Source organism: Nocardia sp. NPDC058480 (assembly GCF_042720495.1).
In the GTDB taxonomy this organism is placed as follows: domain Bacteria; phylum Actinomycetota; class Actinomycetes; order Mycobacteriales; family Mycobacteriaceae; genus Nocardia.
Window position 1 is genome coordinate 42,247 of sequence record NZ_JBHXMN010000005.1, and the last position, 17,815, is coordinate 60,061.

Genomic DNA, 17,815 nt, shown 5'->3' on the forward strand with positions numbered 1-17,815 from the left:
AGCGGGTCGCTCGCGCGGCCAATGCGACAATAGATGTCGTCCACCGCTCCCGCACGAAGGAATGTCGCACTCCCCGATGACCGAGAACATGATCGATCCGGATGAGTTGGCGACCTGTTTGCGGGTACTGGAACGCGCCGGGCAGTTGGAGAAGGAACACCCCGATTCCATCGCCGTGCAGCGCGCCGTCGGGCACATGTTCAAGAAACTCAAGCACCGCCGTCGCATCGAGGCCAGGGAGCAGATCTCCTCGAACGACCGCGCGGTCATCGCCGCGACCGCGACCGGCTCCCCACAGCGGATCGATGACGAGACCGCGGGCATCCCGATCAGCTCGACCACCTCCGGTGCGAGCGCGGGCACCCTGCTCAAGGCGCGACCCTGCTACATCTGCAAGCAGAAATACACCCAGGTCGACGCGTTCTACCACCAGCTGTGCCCCGACTGCGCGGCCGCGAGCCATACCAGGCGCGACGCCCGCACCGACCTGACCGGCAAGCGCGCCCTGCTCACCGGTGGCCGCGCCAAGATCGGCATGTACATCGCGTTGCGCCTGCTGCGCGACGGCGCGCACACCACCATCACCACCCGCTTCCCCAACGACGCGATCCGCCGCTTCGCCGCCATGGAGGACAGCGCCGACTGGCTGCACCGGCTGCGCGTTGTCGGCATCGACCTGCGTGACCCCGCGCAGGTCGTGGCACTGGCCGACGATGTCGCCGCACAGGGCCCCCTCGACATCCTGATCAACAACGCCGCCCAGACCGTGCGCCGCTCGGCCGGTGCCTACAGCGCTCTGGTCGACGCCGAGACCGCCCCGCTCCCCGCGGGCGTCCTGCCGGAAATGGTCACCTTCGGCAAGACCATGCAGGCGCACCCGACCGCGCTCACCGCCTCGCTCACGCCGTCGCTGTCGGCCACCGATGTCGCCGAACTCGCGCTGGTCGCGGGCTCGGCCACCCCGGAACGGATCGCGGCGGGCGTTGCCATCGACGCAGGCGGCCTCGTCCCCGATCTCGCGCACACCAACAGCTGGGTGCAGACGGTCGGCGAGGTGGAAGCCACCGAACTGCTCGAGGTGCAGCTGTGCAACTCGGTCGCACCGTTCATCCTGGTGTCGCGGTTGCGTCCGGCGCTGGCCGCCGCGGCGGGCAGGCGCAAGTATGTGGTCAACGTCTCCGCGATGGAAGGCCAGTTCGGCCGCGGCTACAAGGGCCCGGGGCACCCGCACACGAATATGGCCAAGGCCGCGCTGAACATGCTCACCCGTACCAGCGCGCTCGAGATGTTCGAGGCCGACTCGATCCTGATGACGGCCGTCGACACCGGCTGGATCACCGATGAACGCCCGCACTTCACGAAGGTCCGCCTCGCCGAAGAGGGCTTCCACGCGCCCCTCGATCTCGTCGACGGCGCCGCCCGCGTCTACGACCCGATCGTGCAGGGCGAGGACGGCGTCGACCTGTACGGCTGCTTCCTGAAGGACTACCGGCCTTCGCCCTGGTGATCCAAGCGATGCCGAACCGGAATGATGATCATGATTCCGACCGGCGAACGGTTACATATTCTGAATAGGTGCTGTTCCGGGTGCTGGCCGACGTTTTCGCCGTCACCCACGTCGCGTTCATCGCGTACGTGGTCGCCGGTGGATTCCTCGCGTGGCGATGGCCGCGCACGATCGGCCTGCACGTGCTGGCCGTGGCGTGGGGTTTCGGCACCGTCCTGATCGGCTTCCACTGCCCGCTGACCTACGCCGAGAACTGGGCGCGCAGGCAGGCCGAGGTGGGCGAGTTGCCCGCCGCGGGATTCATCGACCACTACCTGACCGGCGTGATCTACCCCGACAGCGCACTCGGCTTGGTGCGCGCGCTCGCGGCGGTGGCCGTGCTGGTGTCGTGGCTGGGCTACGCGCGCCTGCACCAGCGCCGACTCAGTTCACGTGCCGTGTGATCTCCTGCGCCACCGCGGCGTGCTGTTCGTCGAGATAGAAGTGCCCGCCACCGAACGTGCGGATGCTGAACGGCCCGTCGGTGACCGCACGCCACTGTTCGGCCTGCGCCACGGTGGTCGTCGGGTCCTCGGTGCTGACAAGCGCGACTACCGGGCAGCGCAGCGACGGTCCCGGTCGCTGCCGATAGGTCTCGACCGCCTGGTAGTCGGCGCGGACGGCGGGCAGTACGAGATCGGCGAATCCTGGTTCGGTACGCAGCAGTCGCACCGGTGCCGGATCGTTCGCCAGACGCTCCAGATCGTCGATGAGCGCGCTGTCCGAGGCCTGGTGCAGCCGTGCCGTTTCGACGAATTCCGGTGCGGGACGGCCGGATACGATGAGTGCGCGAACCGGTTGTCCGGCCGCGGCGAGTCGCAGCGCGGTCTCGTAGGCAACGGTCGCGCCCATGCTGTGCCCGAACAGTGAACGGGCCGGTCCCGGCTGACGCGCGATGTCCGCGGCGATCCGGTCGGCGAGCAGATGCAGGTCGGTGATCGTCGGGTCTGCGAGGCGGTCCTGCCGCCCCGGATACTGCACCGCCGCCACCTCGACGCCCGCACCGATGTGTCGCGCCAACTCCCGATAGAAGGTCGCCGATCCCCCGCCTGGCGGAAAGCACGTCAATCGCCCGCGCGCCGCTGTGTCCGGTCGCAGTATTCGAACCCACTCCGTCGCAGCCGTATTCACGCCCACATCACACTCCTCACCATCATCACCGCAACTAGGCTGGTCGATGTGACCACCGCGCAGCAGCTCGTCCACGCCTACGAGACAGGACTGGGACTCCCCCTGTCGAGCGATGTCGACGTGCCGGACGCGGGTGCGCGGTTGGCGGCCACCCTACCGGTGTGGGCACTCGCCGCGGGTTCGGTCGCGGCGGCGAGCGCGGCCGCCAACCGGGTCAGAGTCGCGCGGGGACTGCCCACCCGCCCTGTTCGCCTCGATGCCGACCGGGTGAGCGCGGCATTCAGCAGTGAACGTCTGTTCCGTCGAGGCGCGAGCGCCCCCTCGATCTTCGCCGAGCTGTCAGGCTTCTTCCCCACCGCCGACGGCTGGGTCCGCACCCACGCGAACTACCCACATCACCGTGACCGGCTCCTGCGGGCACTCGACCTGCCCGCCGACGGTGACGCCGGCCGGCTCACCGAACGATTGTCCACGATGAAGGGCGCCGAGATCGAAGACGCCGCGACCGCGGCGGGTGCGATCGCGGTCCGCGTCCGCGCCGAAGACGAATGGTCGACCAGCCCGATGGGCCGTGCCGCCGCGACCGGCCCGTTGGTCGCCTCGGACGTGCGCGCGGACCGTATGCCCACCACCGATGCGAGGCTGTCGGCGGGCGGGCACGATCCTCGCCCGCGCGAGAACGATCACCGGCCGCGCACTCCACTCGGCGCCACCGGGGCCGGTCCCACGACCGACCGACCGCTGACCGGCATTCGCGTGCTCGACCTGACTCGCGTCCTCGCCGGGCCGGTCGCCACCCGAACGCTGGCCCTGCTCGGCGCCGACGTGCTCCGCATCGACCCACCGCACCTCCCCGAGATCGACTGGCAGTTCGCCGACAACTGCCAGGGCAAGCGCTCGACCTTGCTCGACCTACGCACCGACCTCGCGACCTTCGAGGCTCTCCTCGCCGAGGCGGACGTGCTCGTCACCGGCTACCGCCCGGGCGCGCTCGCCGCGGCCGGTGTCGGCGCGGCCCGGCGTCCCGGTTCGATCGAGGCCTCGGTCTCCGCATGGGGCACGAGCGGACCGTGGGGCGACCGACGAGGTTTCGACAGCATCGTCCAGGCGGCATCCGGCATCTCGTTCATCGAGGGAACACCGGATCGTCCCGGCGCACTGCCCGCCCAGGCACTCGACCACGGGTCGGGCTACCTCCTGGCCGCCGCCGTCATGGACGCACTCCTGGCCCGCGCCCACGACGGGTTCGGTCGAACCATCGGAGTCTCGCTGGCCCGCACCGCATCCTGGCTCCTGGCGGCTGACGGCCGCTCCCCCGAACATCCTGCCGCGTTACCACCCGATCCGGCATCGACGGTCACCCACCACGAACTCGTCACGGCCGCACCGGCATTCGCCGATTACGACGATTACCGCTGGCCCGCGCCACCGTACGGATCGGCGCAGCCGTTCTGGGTCGAAGCGCCCGACCACTACCACCGCCCATGATCACTTCCCCGCGAGCGCCTGGACCGCCACGGTGAGTTGATCACCATCGACGGCCACCTCGCCGGGATCCAGCAACCACAGCATCCCGAGCCCCTGGGCGAGCACGAAGTACAACCGCCCGATCGCCGCGGCCTGCGCCGGATCGAGTTCGGGATGGGCGGCCTGTACATGCGCCCCGAGATCGGCGAACGCCCCGGACAGCTGGTCGCCCAACTGCGCCCGCGCGTCGTCGGAGCGCACGATCCGCACGATGTTCTCCAGACTGGCCAGCATCGCCTCGTGATTGCCCGCGAACACCGCGGGCATCGCGTTCCACAGCAGCGCGAGCCCCTCCAGTGGCGACTTCCCGGCTCCCGCGGCGATCAACTCGTCCATCGCGTCACCGATGGAGTTGCCGAGCGCCTCGCTCAACGCCTCGGTGACCAGGCGATCCTTCGACCCGAAGTGGTAGCCGATCGCGGCCAGGCTCACCCCCGCCGCGGCGGCGATATCGCGCGCGGTCGCCTTCGCGACGCCGCGCTCCAGAATCACTTTGCGCGCCCCCGCCAGTAGATCTTCTCTGTTACCCATGCTCAGCAGCCTACCCGACGTCTTAGACATTTGTTCTAGACATCCGTGCCAGCCTCTGTTAGACATATGTCTAAGACATTCGTACATCAGACGGGAAGCACCATCATGAGCATTACCAGTCCCCTCCACGTTCTCGTCTCCGGCGGCGGTATCGCGGGCAACGCGGTCGCACTCCAGTTGCTGCGCACCGGCATTCGCACCACCGTCGTCGAGCGCGCCACGGTCCCCCGTCCCGGCGGTCAGGCCGTCGATCTGCGTGGTCCGAGCAAGGAGGCCGCCGAGCGGATGGGTTTGATGGCGGGCATCGCCGAGTACCAGCTCGACGAGCGCGGGATGTCCTATATCGACGGCGACGGCAAGATCTACGCCAGGATGGCGATGGCGGACTTCGACGGTCAGGGCGCCGTCGCCGAAATCGAGATCACCCGCGGCGATCTCAATCAGGTGCTCCTCGACGCGGTGGCCATCGCCGACAACGGTCAGCTCGACTATCGCTACGGCGAGTGGATCGACAAGGTCGTCCAGGACGACACCGGCGTGGACGTCACGTTCGCATCCGGGGTCACCGAGCGGTTCGACCTGGTGATCGGCGCCGACGGTGTGCACTCGGCGACCCGCCGGCTCGTCTTCGGGCCCGAGGAGAAGTTCAGCACCAACCTCGGCGGGTACGGCGCCTTCTTCACCATGCCGAAGCCGGCCGATATGGAGCCGGGCTGGTTCAGCATGCGCCTGGTGCCCGGTGCCATGCTCGGCATCCGCCCCGACGGCGACCCGAGCACCGCCAAGGCGATCATCACCATGCGCACCGAGGTCGACCCGGCACTGCGCCGCGACGTCGACGCCCAGCGCGCTCTCATCAGGAAGACGATCGGCGACGCGGGCTGGCACGCCCCGGCGGTCCTCGACGCGATGGACTCCACCGCCGACTTCTACTTCGATGAAGTCGCCCGCGTCGACGTCCCCGAGTTGTCCATCGGCCGGGTGACGCTGATCGGTGACGCGGGCTACTGCGGATCCCCGCTGAGCGGCATGGGCACCGCGATGGCCATCGTCGGCGCCTACGTGCTGGCCGCCGAGATCGCCGCCACCCCGCACGATCTGGCAGGCGCGCAGCAGCGCTACCAGGACAAGATCTCGCCGTTCCTCGACAAGGCCAAGGAGATCCCCGGCGGCGGCATGGCGATGATGATCCCCAAATCCCCGCTGTTGACGCGGCTCGCCAAGGCGAACGTGCGACTCATGATGTCGCGCCCGATGCGCCCGCTGACCAAGAAGATCTTCTTCGGCCACACCGAGGAGTTCGCCCTCCCGACCTACTGACCCCACCTACCGACTGGCCGCGGACCCCGCATGGTCCGCGGCTACTCTCGATGACGTGCCGCAGAAGATCATCCTCGACGTCGATACCGGGATCGACGACTCCCTGGCCATCCTCTACCTGCTGGCCTCCGACGACGCCGAGATCATCGGCATCGCCGCCACCGCGGGCAACGTGGACGGGGCACAGGTCGCGGCAAATACCCTGGCGATGCTCGACCTGGGCCGGGCACCCGAGATCGAGGTGGCGCTCGGCGCGGCCGAACCGCTCGCCATCCCCTTGCGCACCACCGAGGACACCCACGGTCCGCAGGGCCTCGGGTACGCCGAACTGCCCGTCTCACCGCGTGCGCTGTCGTCGCGGTCGGCGGCCCAGCTCTGGGTGGACCTGGTTCGCGCGAGCCCCGGCGAGGTGACCGGCCTGTGCACCGGTCCGTTGACCAATCTCGCGCTGGCCCTGCGTATCGAACCCGAACTGCCGCGCCTGCTGCACCGTCTGGTCATCATGGGTGGCGCGTTCAACCACCCCGGCAACACGACCCCGACCAACGAGTGGAACATCCACGTCGACCCCGAAGCGGCCAAAGAGGTGTTCGACGCCTTTTCCGCGGCGCCGCCGGAGCGCAGGCCGCTGATCTGCGCACTCGACATCACCGAGTCCATCGAGATGGGCCCCGAACACCTCGCGCTTCTGGCGCAGTCGGCACACAGCGCACCGATCGAGCAGGTCAGCGCGGGCGATCCCACCGAATTCCGTTCGGCGGCAAGCAATCCGATCATCCGCTATCTCACCGACGCGGTGCGGTTCTATTTCGACTTCCACCACCAGTACGACCTGGGCTACCTGGCGCACATGCACGACCCGTTCGCCGCCGCGGTCGCACTCGATCCGGCCCTGGCGACCACCCGCCCGGCCACCGTCGACGTGGAGCTGACCGGCACCATCACCCGCGCCACCACCGTCGCCGACTGGTCCGGCATGTGGGGCCGAGAACCCAACGCCGACATCGTGATCGGCACCGACCCCGCCGTTTTCTTCGAACGCCTCGTCACCCGCGTCGGTGCCCTGGCCCGCCACCTCTACCCGGAGCCGTCATGACCCAAGACACCGTCGCCTATCTCGCCGACTTCCGCGAACGCTACAACCTGCCCGCGATCGTCGACGTCCACACCCATTTCATGCCCGATCAGGTGATGCACAAGGTCTGGGCGTATTTCGACGCCGTCGGGCCGCTGATCGGCCGACCGTGGCCGATCACCTATCGCGACGACGAGCAGGTGCGTCTGAAGACCTTGCGCGACTTCGGCATCCGAGCGTTCACCTCGCTGGTGTACCCGCACAAGCCGGAGATGGCGGCCTGGCTCAACGGCTGGACCGCCGAGTTCGCCGCCCGCACCCCCGACTGCCTGCACACGGCCACCTTCTACCCCGAGCCGGACGCGCCACGCTACGTCCGCGAGGCCATCGACAATGGTGCGCGAGTGTTCAAGGTGCACATCCAGGTCGGCGCGTTCTCGCCCTTGGACCCCCTGCTCGACCCGGTGTGGGCAATCCTCGCCGAGACCGGCACACCCGTTGTCATCCACTGCGGATCCGGTCCCGCCCCGGGCGAATTCACCGGGCCCGCCCCCATCGCCGAACTCCTGCGGCGCTTCCCGACCCTGTGCTTGATCATCGCGCACATGGGAACCCCCGAATACAGCGAGTTCCTCGATCTGGCCGAGCAGTACCCGCTGCTCTATCTCGATGCCACCATGGTGTGGACCGACTTCAGCGAAGGCGGTGCGCCCTTCCCACCCGCCGAACGAGATCGCTTGCGCCGCTTCGCCGATCGCATTCTGTTCGGCAGCGACTTCCCGAACATCCCCTATCCCTATGCCGAGGCCGTCGCCGCACTGGAACGTCTCGACCTCGGTCCGGAATGGCTGCGCAAGGTCTGTCATGACAATGCGGCACGGCTGTTCGAGCTCGGCTGATCAGGCGGGATCTCCATCCCCTCGGCCAGGAGCGGCCACGAGTTCTTGAAGACCTTCTGCCAGTAGCCCCACGAGTGGGTGCCCTGGTTCGACAGGTCGAAGGTCGCGGGGATGTCGAGTCGTCCAGGCGCTTCTGCAGGTTCTTGGTGCACCAGCGGGTCGTAGCCTCGATGACGCCGCCGACGACGATCTGGTCGGCCAACCCGACCGGCACGACAATCCGACTCCGGACGACCTATCTCACCTCGGGATGTCAGCGGTCGATGACCTCGGCCGCGTAGACGGCGAGGCGAACACGGTTGTCGGTGCCGGTCTTCCCGAGGAGGTTGGCGATGTGGGTCTTGACGGTGCTGACGCCCAGGTGGAGCCGATCAGCGATCTCCTGGTTGCCGTACCCCTGCGCGACGAGACGAAGGACGTCGAGCTCCCGTGGCGTCAGATCGGGCGTGGGGACCGGCGCCGACGGTGCCGCGAGCGCCCGGTCGACCAGGCGGCGCAGCAGCGCGGGCGAGAACAGCAGATCGCCGTCCACCGTGCGCCGGATCGCGTCGAGCAGTACGGCGGGCTCGGTGTCCTTGACGAAATAGCCCGCGGCCCCGGCGGACAGCGCGGGAAACAGGTGTTCGTCGTCGTCGAAGGTGGTCAGCACGAGCACCTTCGCGCGCGGCGACAAGGCAAGGATCTGCCGGGTCGCCGCGACACCATCGAGGCCGGGCATCCGCAGATCCATGACGACCAGGTCGGGGGCGAGCTCGGCGTACAGCCGCACCGCTTCGACGCCGTCGGCCGCCTCCCCGACGACGGCGAGGTCGGCGGTGTCCTCGATGAGCATCCGCAAGCCCGCCCGTACCAGACGCTGATCGTCCACCAACAAGACCGTGATCACGACAGCTCCACTTCGCTCGCGGTGTCCGGCAGCCAGGCGCGCACCGTCCAATTCTCGTCGTCGGCGCCCGTGCCGACGACGAGAGTGCCCCCGGCGAGTTCGGCGCGCTCCCGCATTCCGACGATTCCGTGTCCCGCCGGCGCCGACAACTCGCGAGCGCCGTTGACTACCTCGAGCGCGATCCCGTCCGCGTCCCTGATGATCCGAAACCGCACCGGCACACCACGATCCGCGTGTTTCATCACATTGGTCAGCGATTCCTGAACCAGGCGCAACAGGGTGAGCCTGCTGATCGCGTCGAGCCCGCCGAGGTCGGCATCGACCTCGGCCGCGACAGCGAACCCGGCGGCACGGGCCCGGGTGAGCGCGGCCTCGACCTCGGTCACGACCGCATCGGTATCGACCAGGGCGACAGTGCCGAGGGCCGGGTCACGCAGGGCGGCGAGCAGCCTGCGAATATCGGCGAGCGCATCGGCCGCGGTGCCACGCACATCGTCGAGCACGGCGACCATACGCGGATCAGCTTCGCGCACAACATGTCCGGCCACCGAGATCCGCAGAATGATCGACGCCATGTGGTGGGCGACCACATCGTGGAGTTCCCTGGCCAGTGCGGCGCGTTCGTCGAGGCGGGTACGGGCTTGCGCCTCTTCGGCGCGTATTCGCACATTCTCCGCGAGGTCACGCTGCCCACGCAGATACAACCCGAGCAGCAACGGCAGTCCCACATACGCCGCGGCCTCGACGAGAGTGGACGCCCGACCGATCGAGTTGTCGTGCAGACCGACCCGCCCGAGCGCCACCGCCGCGGCCCATCCGGCCGTCGCCACCGCGACGGTCGACCACCGATGCGTGCGCGCCACCACATCGACCAGAGCCACCGCGCCGAGGTAGGGCACCAGACCGGACACACCCCAGGCATCCGTCCGCAGCATCGGCACCGCCAGCGCCGACAGCACGATCGACACCACGAGCGGCCACCGCGAGCCGGCCAGGAACACCACGCCCGCGGTCATCGCCAGCAACCAGTAGTGCGGCGGCACACGGTACTGGTCCGGGTAGGTGCTGGCCAGCAATACCACCGGAATCAGCAGCAGCGGCAGCCACCGCAGCAGCCTTCGCCAGTCGCGGTGTGCACGGATGTCGATCACATCCCCACGGTAAGTGACCGAGCGGTTCGGACCGCGCGAGCAGGCGGGTCGGCGCGTCCGCGAGAGGGGCACGGGCCACGCGGCCGACCCGTCCGGGATCGGACCGAACACGAAATACCACGCGACTGGCCCGTCCGCAAGGGCCGCGCGGGCGGAATCCGTCGGGCCGGATCCGACTGTTCGGCGGAGTCGCCGCCGCCGTGGCCGAACGAGGCTGGAGGTTCCCGTACAGAAGGAGCACACGTGGTCTCGCGACGAGGATTTCTCACCGGGCTCGCCCTCACACCGGTGGTGTACGCGGCCGGGTGTTCGATCCGCCCGTCGACACCCGGTTCGGCAGCCGACTCGACCCGCCCATTGCCCATCCCACCGCTGGCCGCATCGGCCGTCGGCGCGGACGGCGTCCGCCGGTTCACGCTGCGAGCGCAGGCGGGCACCACCGAGATGATCCGGGGCAAGCAGACCCCGACGTGGGGCTACAGCGGGTCGATCCTCGGACCGACCGTGCGCGCTCGACGCGGCGAGAAGCTCGCCTTCACCATCACCAATGATCTGCCCGAGCCCACCTCGGTGCACTGGCACGGCATGCACCTGCCCGCGAAGTTCGACGGTGGCCCCCACCAGATGATCGGGCCCGGCGCGGTATGGGCGCCGAATTGGACGGTGCAACAGCAGGCCGCCACGCTCTGGTACCACCCACATCCGCACGGCGCGACCGAAAAGCATGTCCACCGTGGCCTTTCCGGCTTCTTCCTGATCGACGACGATCCGGCGGACGCTCTCGATCTGCCGAAAAACTATGGTGTCGACGATATTCCGTTGGTGATTCAAGATCGCCGCTTCACCGCCGACGGCACGCTCGACGAATCCGACGCCACCGATGTCGGCCTGCTCGGCGACACGATCGTCACCAACGGCATCGCGAACGCCCACCTGCCGGTCACCACCGACCGGGTCAGGTTGCGAATCCTCAACGGCTCGTCGGGTCGCCTCTACAACCTCGCCTTCGGCGACGGCAGAACGTTCCAGCTCATCGCCACCGACGGCGGTCTACTGCCGGAACCCGTTGCCCTGAACCGGATTCCACTCAGCCCCGGTGAACGTGCCGAGCTGGTGGTCACCCTCGGTGCGGGCGAGAACGTCACCTTGCGGTCCCTGCCGGTCACCGAGCGCGCGGGCATCGACCGCGCCGCCGAGTTCGGCTTCGACGACACCTTCGACATCCTGACGCTGCGTGCCGCCGACACTCTGCGCCCTTCCGGCGCGCTGCCCGCGACCCTGATCCCGATGCGGGCGCTCGCCTCCGCGACCACCGCGCCGACCCGCTCGTTCGACCTCCAATGGTTCATGATCAACAACCGCCGCATGGACATGAACCGCATCGACATGACCATCCCCGTCGACACCACCGAAGTATGGACGGTCCGCAACAAGGACAACTGGCCGCACAACTTCCACGTACACGACGTCCAATTCCAGATCATCGCCATCGACGGAACACCGCCTCCCGCGACCCTTTCCGGCTGGAAGGACACCGTCTACACCGCCCCCGACACCACCTACACCCTCGCCATGCACTTCGCCGACCACACCGACCCCACCTACCCGTACATGTACCACTGCCACCTCCTCCACCACGAAGACCAGGGCATGATGGGCCAGTTCCTGGTCCTCGCCCCGGGGCAGCAACCCACACCCATGCAGATGGACATGGGCGCCATGGGTCACGGCGGATCGTGACTACAGTCGAGTGATGGGCATCGAGTGTTCTGACATCGTTGCGACACCCCGGGCCGACGTCTTCGCCTGGTTCGCCCGTCGCGGTGCGTTCACGCGCTTGGCTCCACCATGGCAGCCGGTCACCTTGCTCGCCGAAGCCGATTCGCTGGCCACCGGGCGAGCGGTGCTCGGCCTTCCCGGCGGGCTGCGCTGGATCGCTCAGCACGACCCCGAGCAGTATCGACCGCCCGAGCGGTTCGCCGACGCCGTCGCGGCGGAAGGACCGGCCTCGTTGCCGGTCTCCCGGCTGCTGCCGTGGCGGCATGTACACGAGTTCGCCGAGATCGACGACGCCCACACCCGTGTCATCGATCGGGTGCAGACGCCGATTCCGGAGTCCGTGTTGCGGCCGATGTTCCACTACCGCTACCGCCAGCTCACCAATGATCTGGCCGCCCACCGCCGCGCGGCCGAGTCCGGCCTACCACCGACGACGATCGCGATGACCGGCGCGTCGGGCCTGGTCGGCTCCGCGCTGAGCGCCTTCCTCAGCACCGGCGGGCACCGCGTGGTGCGGCTGGTCCGCCATCCCACCCGTCATCCCGACGAACGGCAGTGGGACCCCGCCGCGCCTGCCGCCGACCTGCTCGCCGACGTCGATGCCGTGGTCCATCTGGCAGGGGCCTCCATCGCGGGCCGATTCACCGCCGCGCACCGGCGTGCGGTGGCCGACAGTCGCATCGAGCCGACCCGGCGGCTCGCCGAACTCGCCGCCGCCTCGGACGTCGACACCTTCGTCAGCGCGTCCGCCATCGGCTACTACGGCTATGACCGCGGCGAGCAGGCGCTGACCGAGAAGTCCGAGCGCGGTGACGGCTTCCTGGCCGATGTGGTCGAACAGTGGGAGGACGCGTGCGAGCCCGCGGCGGTGGGCGGAGTCCGCGTCGTGCGGGTGCGCACCGGCATCGTGCAGTCCCCGCGTGGGGGCACCCTGCGGTTGCTGCGACCGTTGTTCACCGCCGGTCTCGGTGGGCGCATCGGGGACGGCCGACAGTGGCTGTCGTGGATCGGAATCGACGATCTCGTCGATGTCTACCACCGCGCACTGTGGGACGACACCCTGGTAGGTCCGGTCAATGCCGTTGCGCCACGGCCGGTTCGCAACAGCGAGTACACCCGAGTACTGGCACGAGTGCTGCATCGCCCCGCGCTGCTGCCGGTCCCGAGCTTCGGTCCGGCGGTGCTGCTGGGCAGGCAGGGCGCGCGCGAACTCGCCGAGGCCGGCCAGCGAGTGACGCCGACCCGGCTGGCGAAGGCCGGGCACACCTTCCGAACCGAGGTTTTGGAGGAGACGCTGCGGCATCTGCTCGGACGAACCGCGAGCTGCGCCCGATGAGACCCCGCTACCGGCGCCCCGGTCGCTGTCGGTGCCCCCGATCCGGGGCGAGGCGCTACCCCGGCCCGCGGATCTCGCTTCCGGGCAGCCATCGCCACAGTTGCGGGTCGGCGGGGAGTCCACCGGCCGGGCGCTGCTGCGTGACTGGCTCGACGGCCCCATCGCCGACTACGCCCGTGACAACGATGATCTCGCCGCCGACGCCACCTCCCGGCTGTCGCCATACCTCCACTTCGGGTGCGTGTCCCCCACCGAGGTGGTGGGCCGGGTCGATACGGCGACCGAAGGCGGACTCGCCTTCGTCCGGCAGCTGGCCTGGCGCGACTTCCACCACCAGGTGCTCGCCGCTCGCCCCGATGCCGCCTGGTCGGACTACCGCACACGGGTGACCGCGGGCCCCGACGACGAAAAGGCCGTCGCCGCGTGGCGAGACGGGCGCACCGGCTACCCGATCGTCGATGCGGGCATGCGCCAACTCCGCGCCGAGGGCTGGATGCCGGGGCGAGCGCGCTTGATCTCGGCCAGCTTCCTCGCCAAGTCGCTACGCCAGAACTGGCGGGTCGGCGCGGCGCATTTCCTGTACTGGCTCGTCGACGCCGATCTCGCGAACAACCAGCTCAACTGGCAGTGGGTCGCAGGCACCGGCACCGACACCCGGCCCAATCGGATCCTCAATCCTCTGCGCCAAGCCGACCGCTACGACCCCGACGGCGCCTACGTGCGGCGATGGCTACCCGAGCTGGCACACCTGCCCGGCGCGAACATTCATCGTCCGTGGCGCGAGAACGTCGATCCGGCGGAGTATCCCCCGCCGATCATCGACTGCGTCGGCAGCTAGCGCGCCGCCACTGCGCGCCTCGACGAGCAACAGGCCGCTCAGGCCTGGGCGACGAGATAGTTCACGAGGGAGTCGACGAGGCCGCGGGTGCCTTCCTCACGGTCGGCACCGGTGTCGAATCCGTCGAGGTGGGCGCCGAATTCGACGAGAGTGAGCTTGGTGCCGGTGGTGGTCGGTTCGAATTCCCAGGTGGCTACCGACGTGGAGATATGGGAGCCGTTCAGCCACATGTCGTAGGTATAGACGAGGCGTTCGTTGTCGACGATGTCGGTGTAGGTCGCGACGTAGCGGGAGGTCATCTTCTTCTCGAAGGTGCCTTCGTTGATCTCGCGGCCGCCGACCTCGAAGTCGACCGAGACCTCGCCCTGCTCCCAGCCTTCCTCGCCGCCGAACCACTTCGCCTTGGTGGTGGGGTCGGCGAAGGCCTGGAAGACGACGGCGGGCGCGACGGGCACCTCGCGTTCGATGGTGAACTGGGCATGGTTGATGGAGCGGGTCACCGTGTCGGTCATTGTTCTTCTCCCTCTGGGGTTTTGGTTGATTCCACGAGTAATGCCGTGAGCCGGTCCACCTGCCGCTGAGCCGGTGGACGTTGGCGATGCAGCCAGTCGATCGCGGCCCCGAAGGCATCCGGCACCAGCTGGTAGGTGCGCACGCGACCGATCTTCGCCGAGCTGACGAGCCGACCGGCCTCCAGCGCTTTCAGGTGCCCCACGATCGTCGGAAGCGCGACCTCGAACGGCGCGGCGAGATCCGACACCGATGCGGGCCCACCCGCCAGCCGTTCGACGATCGCGCGACGAGTCGGATCGGCCAATGCCCGGAAGACACTGTCGAGTCCGCCGTCCGGTTCGTCGCTCGAATACTTAGGCACATACCTAAGTATTCACATCTACCGCCGTCTGCGCAACCCCCTCGCCCGGTTTGCGCCGATATCGGCCGGCGTGGGATGCTGCGGCACGATCGAAGAGAGCGAGGTGAACGATGGTCGACAGGCCTCGTATCGCACCGACCGCGATCGCGTCCCGGCGCGGCATCGAGGCCGTGGTGGCGGGTTCCCCGTTCCTGTCCCGCAGCAGACGCCGGGTGGAAGTCGTCCCCAAACCCTCGGTCCCGACCGCGCGCGCCATCATCGACTGCGCCGCCTACGTCGACGGCAAGCGCCTGCCGGGACGATTCACCCCCGAGACCGCGCTGGCCGAAATCCGGAGGCGCGGTACAGGTTTCGTGTGGATCGGCCTGTTCGAACCGGATCCGCAGCAGATGGGCGAGATCGCCGAGACATTCGGACTACACGAACTCGCCGCCGAGGACGCCGTCAACGGCAGGCAGCGCCCGAAGTTCGAACGCTACGACGACACCATGGTCACCGTGATGCGGACCGTCGCCTATGTCGAGCACGATATGCACACCGTCAGCGAGATCGTGCAGACCGGCGAGATCATGGTCTTCCTCGGCGCCGATTTCGTCGTCGCGGTCCGCCACGGCGAACACAATGAACTCACCGCGGTCCGGCATCGGCTCGAGTCCGACCCCGATCGCCTCGCGCTCGGCTCCAGCGTTGTGCTGCACGCGATCACCGACCACGTCGTCGACTCCTACGTCGAGGTCGCCCTGGCGGTCGAGTTCGATGTCGAGTCGATGGAGGAAGAGCTCTTCAGCCCGCGGAGCAAGATCCCGATCGAGGCGATCTACCAGCTCAAACGCGAGATCGTCGAGCTGCGTCGGGCCGTGCGCCCCCTCGCCGGCCCGCTGCAATCCCTCACCGCGCCGGGCACTCCCCTGCCCAAGGAAGTGCGCCGCTACCTGCGCAATGTCGCCGACCACCACAGCGGTGTCGCCGAACGCATCAACGACCTCGACGAAACTCTCACCACACTCGTCGGCGCCGCCGTGGCCAAGATCGCCGTCCAGCAGAGCACCGACATGCGCAAGATCTCCGCCTACATCGCCATTCTGGCCGTCCCCACCATGATCGCCGGCATCTACGGCATGAACTTCGACCATATGCCCGAACTCCGGCAGCCCTGGGGGTACCCCGCCACCCTGATCGTCATGCTGACGATCTGCACCGCCCTGGCCGTGGCCTTCCGCCGTATCCGCTGGTTGTGACAGTCCGACCCGGTCAGACGAGTCGACCCCATCGGGTCGCCGCGAACCCGCAGAGCGCGATGGCGGTGGTCATCCGCTTCCAGAGCCGCACCATCGCGAGCTCGAGGATGATTCCGATGCGGTCGGCGCAGGTGGTGGCCTCCGCCAGCGCCATCCGGTCATAGACCAGGGCTGGGTCACTGAGGATCTCGTCCAGCCTCAGTCCAGATATCGCCTGATCAGACGTCAGGCCGAATTCCGGCAGCCAGGTGAGCCGCCAACGACCGTCACCCCCGAGAATCGCCCGCTCGGGCGTTTTGTCGCTGCTCATGGTCCGATTCGTCCGGAAAATCGTCATCACTACCTCCTCGGCCGTCAGCTCTCGACGTCCATTTCCGAGGATCCTCGTAAATCGGCGCAGACAACAGCTGGCAAAGTAGCCGGAATCGGAATATCATCCGCAAACCCCCACGTGATGGCCAAAATTCCGGGCGATCATCAGAGGTACGACTCGATAACGCCGCCGACAGCTACCGGTGGGCACCGTTGCCGGTGCCTCAACTCCGGTCGAAGGCCGTAAGGATCTGTTCGGCGGCGAGGGCCGGGGTGAGCGTTCCAGCGCGGACAGCCGATTCCACCTGCGCGCGAACATCTTTCACGTTCGGGTTGTCGGCGAGCCGACGCAGGATCTGGTCGTGGACCATGGTCCAGGTCCAGTCGACCTGCTGGCGGCGGCGCTTCTCGGCGAATTCGCCCGCCTCGGTGAGCACCCGGCGGTGGTCCAGGACGGTGCCCCAGAACTTCTCCAGGCCAACGCCTTCCAGGCCGCTCATGGTGAGCACCGGCGGTTTCCACAGCGCGTCGTGCGGGTGGATCAGGCGCAGCGCCCCGGCCAGTTCGCGGGCGGCGCCTTTGGCTTCGATCTCGTGTTTGCCGTCGGCCTTGTTCACCGCGACGAGTTCAGCGAGTTCCAGCACGCCCTTCTTGATGCCCTGCAACTGATCTCCGGTGCGGGCCAGGGTGAGGAAGCAGAACACGTCGACCATATTGGCGACGGTCACCTCGGACTGGCCGACGCCGACGGTCTCCACGAGGATCACGTCGTATCCGGCGGCCTCCAGGAGCACGATCGTCTCGCGGGTCGCCTTGGCCACGCCGCCGAGGGTGCCCGCGGTCGGGGACGGCCGGATGAACGCGTCGGCTTCGAGGGACAACCGCGCCATGCGCGTCTTGTCACCGAGGATCGAGCCGCCGGTCCGGGTGGACGACGGATCGACCGCGAGTACCGCGACCCGATGACCCTTGGCCAACAAGTACATACCGAGCGCGTCGATGAACGTGGACTTGCCGACGCCGGGAACGCCGGTGATGCCGACCCGATTCGAGACGACACTGCCCGGCTCCGCCGCCACCCGCAGCAGCAACTGCTGCGCCAGTTCGCGATGATCGGAGCGAGTGGATTCGACGAGCGTGATCGCGCGAGCCAACGCCGACCGCTGCCCGGCCTTGACCTCCTCGGCGAGCGCGTCGACATCGATCGTGCGGCGGACACCCGCGGCGGTGCGGCCCTCGTTACGTGGCGAGCCGACGCCCGCCGTGGTCCCGAGCCGAGGGTGCGCGTCGGCACCCCCGGCGACCTGTGCGGCGTCGCTCATACTGTTCCGCTGCGGCATGCTCGCCGCGCCCTCCGTGGTTACGCCGGCTG

At 68.3% G+C, this 17,815-nt stretch carries 18 protein-coding genes and 1 pseudogene; 10 read left to right on the forward strand and 9 right to left on the reverse strand.

Annotated features, from left to right (window positions below; all coding sequences use genetic code 11):
- The first annotated feature begins 76 nt into the window (after positions 1-76).
- Together ACFWO8_RS14400 and ACFWO8_RS14405 are read left to right on the forward strand one after the other, a co-directional pair.
- The gene (locus ACFWO8_RS14400; RefSeq protein ID WP_378949900.1) at positions 77-1,507 is read left to right on the forward strand and encodes an SDR family NAD(P)-dependent oxidoreductase; all 1,431 of its coding nucleotides are present in this window, start codon (positions 77-79) and stop codon (positions 1,505-1,507) included.
- A 68-nt stretch (positions 1,508-1,575) separates the two neighbouring features.
- On the forward strand, positions 1,576-1,950 hold the full coding sequence (locus ACFWO8_RS14405; RefSeq protein ID WP_378949902.1) for a DUF2784 domain-containing protein: 375 nt from the start codon (positions 1,576-1,578) through the stop codon (positions 1,948-1,950).
- Here the strand turns inward: ACFWO8_RS14405 and ACFWO8_RS14410 are convergent.
- The gene (locus ACFWO8_RS14410) at positions 1,931-2,683 is read right to left on the reverse strand and encodes a thioesterase II family protein (RefSeq protein WP_378949904.1); all 753 of its coding nucleotides are present in this window, start codon (positions 2,681-2,683) and stop codon (positions 1,931-1,933) included. The two genes, ACFWO8_RS14405 and ACFWO8_RS14410, sit on opposite strands and share 20 nt — an antisense overlap.
- Positions 2,684-2,725: 42 nt before the next feature.
- On the opposite strand from ACFWO8_RS14410, the gene ACFWO8_RS14415 reads away from it, so the two are divergent.
- Positions 2,726-4,165 (forward strand): CoA transferase, encoded by a 1,440-nt coding sequence (locus ACFWO8_RS14415; RefSeq protein WP_378949906.1) that lies wholly within the window; start codon positions 2,726-2,728, stop codon positions 4,163-4,165.
- Here ACFWO8_RS14415 and ACFWO8_RS14420 read toward each other — a convergent pair whose 3' ends face one another.
- Positions 4,166-4,735, reverse strand: coding sequence for a TetR family transcriptional regulator (locus tag ACFWO8_RS14420; protein WP_378949908.1), 570 nt, complete (start codon positions 4,733-4,735; stop codon positions 4,166-4,168).
- A 105-nt stretch (positions 4,736-4,840) separates the two neighbouring features.
- Here ACFWO8_RS14420 and ACFWO8_RS14425 point away from each other — a divergent pair, with 105 nt between their 5' ends.
- The 3 genes from ACFWO8_RS14425 to ACFWO8_RS14435 are packed head-to-tail and all read left to right on the forward strand — an operon-like array spanning position 4,841 to position 8,029.
- Complete coding sequence (locus tag ACFWO8_RS14425) at positions 4,841-6,055, forward strand: FAD-dependent monooxygenase (protein WP_378949910.1); 1,215 nt, start codon at positions 4,841-4,843, stop codon at positions 6,053-6,055.
- Positions 6,056-6,110: 55 nt separating this feature from the next.
- On the forward strand, positions 6,111-7,151 hold the full coding sequence (locus ACFWO8_RS14430; RefSeq protein WP_378949912.1) for a nucleoside hydrolase: 1,041 nt from the start codon (positions 6,111-6,113) through the stop codon (positions 7,149-7,151).
- Positions 7,148-8,029, forward strand: a complete 882-nt coding sequence (locus ACFWO8_RS14435) for an amidohydrolase family protein (RefSeq protein ID WP_378949914.1) — start codon at positions 7,148-7,150, stop codon at positions 8,027-8,029. Before ACFWO8_RS14430 ends, ACFWO8_RS14435 begins: the two co-directional genes overlap by 4 nt.
- Here the strand turns inward: ACFWO8_RS14435 and ACFWO8_RS14440 are convergent.
- The 3 genes and pseudogenes from ACFWO8_RS14440 to ACFWO8_RS14450 all read right to left on the reverse strand — a co-directional run.
- Positions 7,993-8,234 (reverse strand): annotated as a pseudogene (locus tag ACFWO8_RS14440) (hypothetical protein); the annotation flags it as partial. The gene ACFWO8_RS14435 and the pseudogene ACFWO8_RS14440 sit on opposite strands and share 37 nt — an antisense overlap.
- Positions 8,235-8,282: 48 nt before the next feature.
- Positions 8,283-8,915 carry a response regulator gene (locus ACFWO8_RS14445; protein WP_378949916.1) on the reverse strand — a complete coding sequence of 211 codons (633 nt, stop codon included), beginning with the start codon at positions 8,913-8,915 and terminating at the stop codon, positions 8,283-8,285.
- Complete coding sequence (locus ACFWO8_RS14450; protein ID WP_378949918.1) at positions 8,912-10,066, reverse strand: sensor histidine kinase; 1,155 nt, start codon at positions 10,064-10,066, stop codon at positions 8,912-8,914. Before ACFWO8_RS14450 ends, ACFWO8_RS14445 begins: the two co-directional genes overlap by 4 nt.
- Positions 10,067-10,309: 243 nt before the next feature.
- On the opposite strand from ACFWO8_RS14450, the gene ACFWO8_RS14455 reads away from it, so the two are divergent.
- The 3 genes from ACFWO8_RS14455 to ACFWO8_RS14465 are packed head-to-tail and all read left to right on the forward strand — an operon-like array spanning position 10,310 to position 14,019.
- Positions 10,310-11,806 carry a multicopper oxidase family protein gene (locus ACFWO8_RS14455; protein WP_378949920.1) on the forward strand — a complete coding sequence of 499 codons (1,497 nt, stop codon included), beginning with the start codon at positions 10,310-10,312 and terminating at the stop codon, positions 11,804-11,806.
- A gap of 13 nt (positions 11,807-11,819) precedes the next feature.
- A complete protein-coding gene (locus ACFWO8_RS14460; protein ID WP_378949922.1) occupies positions 11,820-13,181 on the forward strand; it encodes a TIGR01777 family oxidoreductase in 1,362 nt (453 codons plus the stop codon).
- Positions 13,182-13,212: 31 nt separating this feature from the next.
- On the forward strand, positions 13,213-14,019 hold the full coding sequence (locus tag ACFWO8_RS14465) for an FAD-binding domain-containing protein (RefSeq protein WP_378949924.1): 807 nt from the start codon (positions 13,213-13,215) through the stop codon (positions 14,017-14,019).
- Positions 14,020-14,057: 38 nt separating this feature from the next.
- On the opposite strand, the gene ACFWO8_RS14470 is transcribed toward ACFWO8_RS14465, so the two are convergent.
- Positions 14,058-14,531 (reverse strand): SRPBCC domain-containing protein, encoded by a 474-nt coding sequence (locus ACFWO8_RS14470; RefSeq protein WP_378949926.1) that lies wholly within the window; start codon positions 14,529-14,531, stop codon positions 14,058-14,060.
- Positions 14,528-14,893 (reverse strand): ArsR/SmtB family transcription factor, encoded by a 366-nt coding sequence (locus ACFWO8_RS14475; RefSeq protein WP_378949928.1) that lies wholly within the window; start codon positions 14,891-14,893, stop codon positions 14,528-14,530. Before ACFWO8_RS14475 ends, ACFWO8_RS14470 begins: the two co-directional genes overlap by 4 nt.
- Positions 14,894-15,003: 110 nt before the next feature.
- On the opposite strand from ACFWO8_RS14475, the gene ACFWO8_RS14480 reads away from it, so the two are divergent.
- A complete protein-coding gene (locus tag ACFWO8_RS14480) occupies positions 15,004-16,131 on the forward strand; it encodes a magnesium and cobalt transport protein CorA (protein ID WP_378949930.1) in 1,128 nt (375 codons plus the stop codon).
- 13 nt (positions 16,132-16,144) lie between these two features.
- On the opposite strand, the gene ACFWO8_RS14485 is transcribed toward ACFWO8_RS14480, so the two are convergent.
- Both ACFWO8_RS14485 and meaB read right to left on the reverse strand, forming a co-directional pair.
- Positions 16,145-16,468, reverse strand: a complete 324-nt coding sequence (locus ACFWO8_RS14485; protein ID WP_378949932.1) for a hypothetical protein — start codon at positions 16,466-16,468, stop codon at positions 16,145-16,147.
- A 199-nt stretch (positions 16,469-16,667) separates the two neighbouring features.
- Positions 16,668-17,765, reverse strand: a complete 1,098-nt coding sequence (meaB, locus tag ACFWO8_RS14490) for a methylmalonyl Co-A mutase-associated GTPase MeaB (protein ID WP_378949934.1) — start codon at positions 17,763-17,765, stop codon at positions 16,668-16,670.
- Between the last annotated feature and the right edge of the window lie 50 nt (positions 17,766-17,815).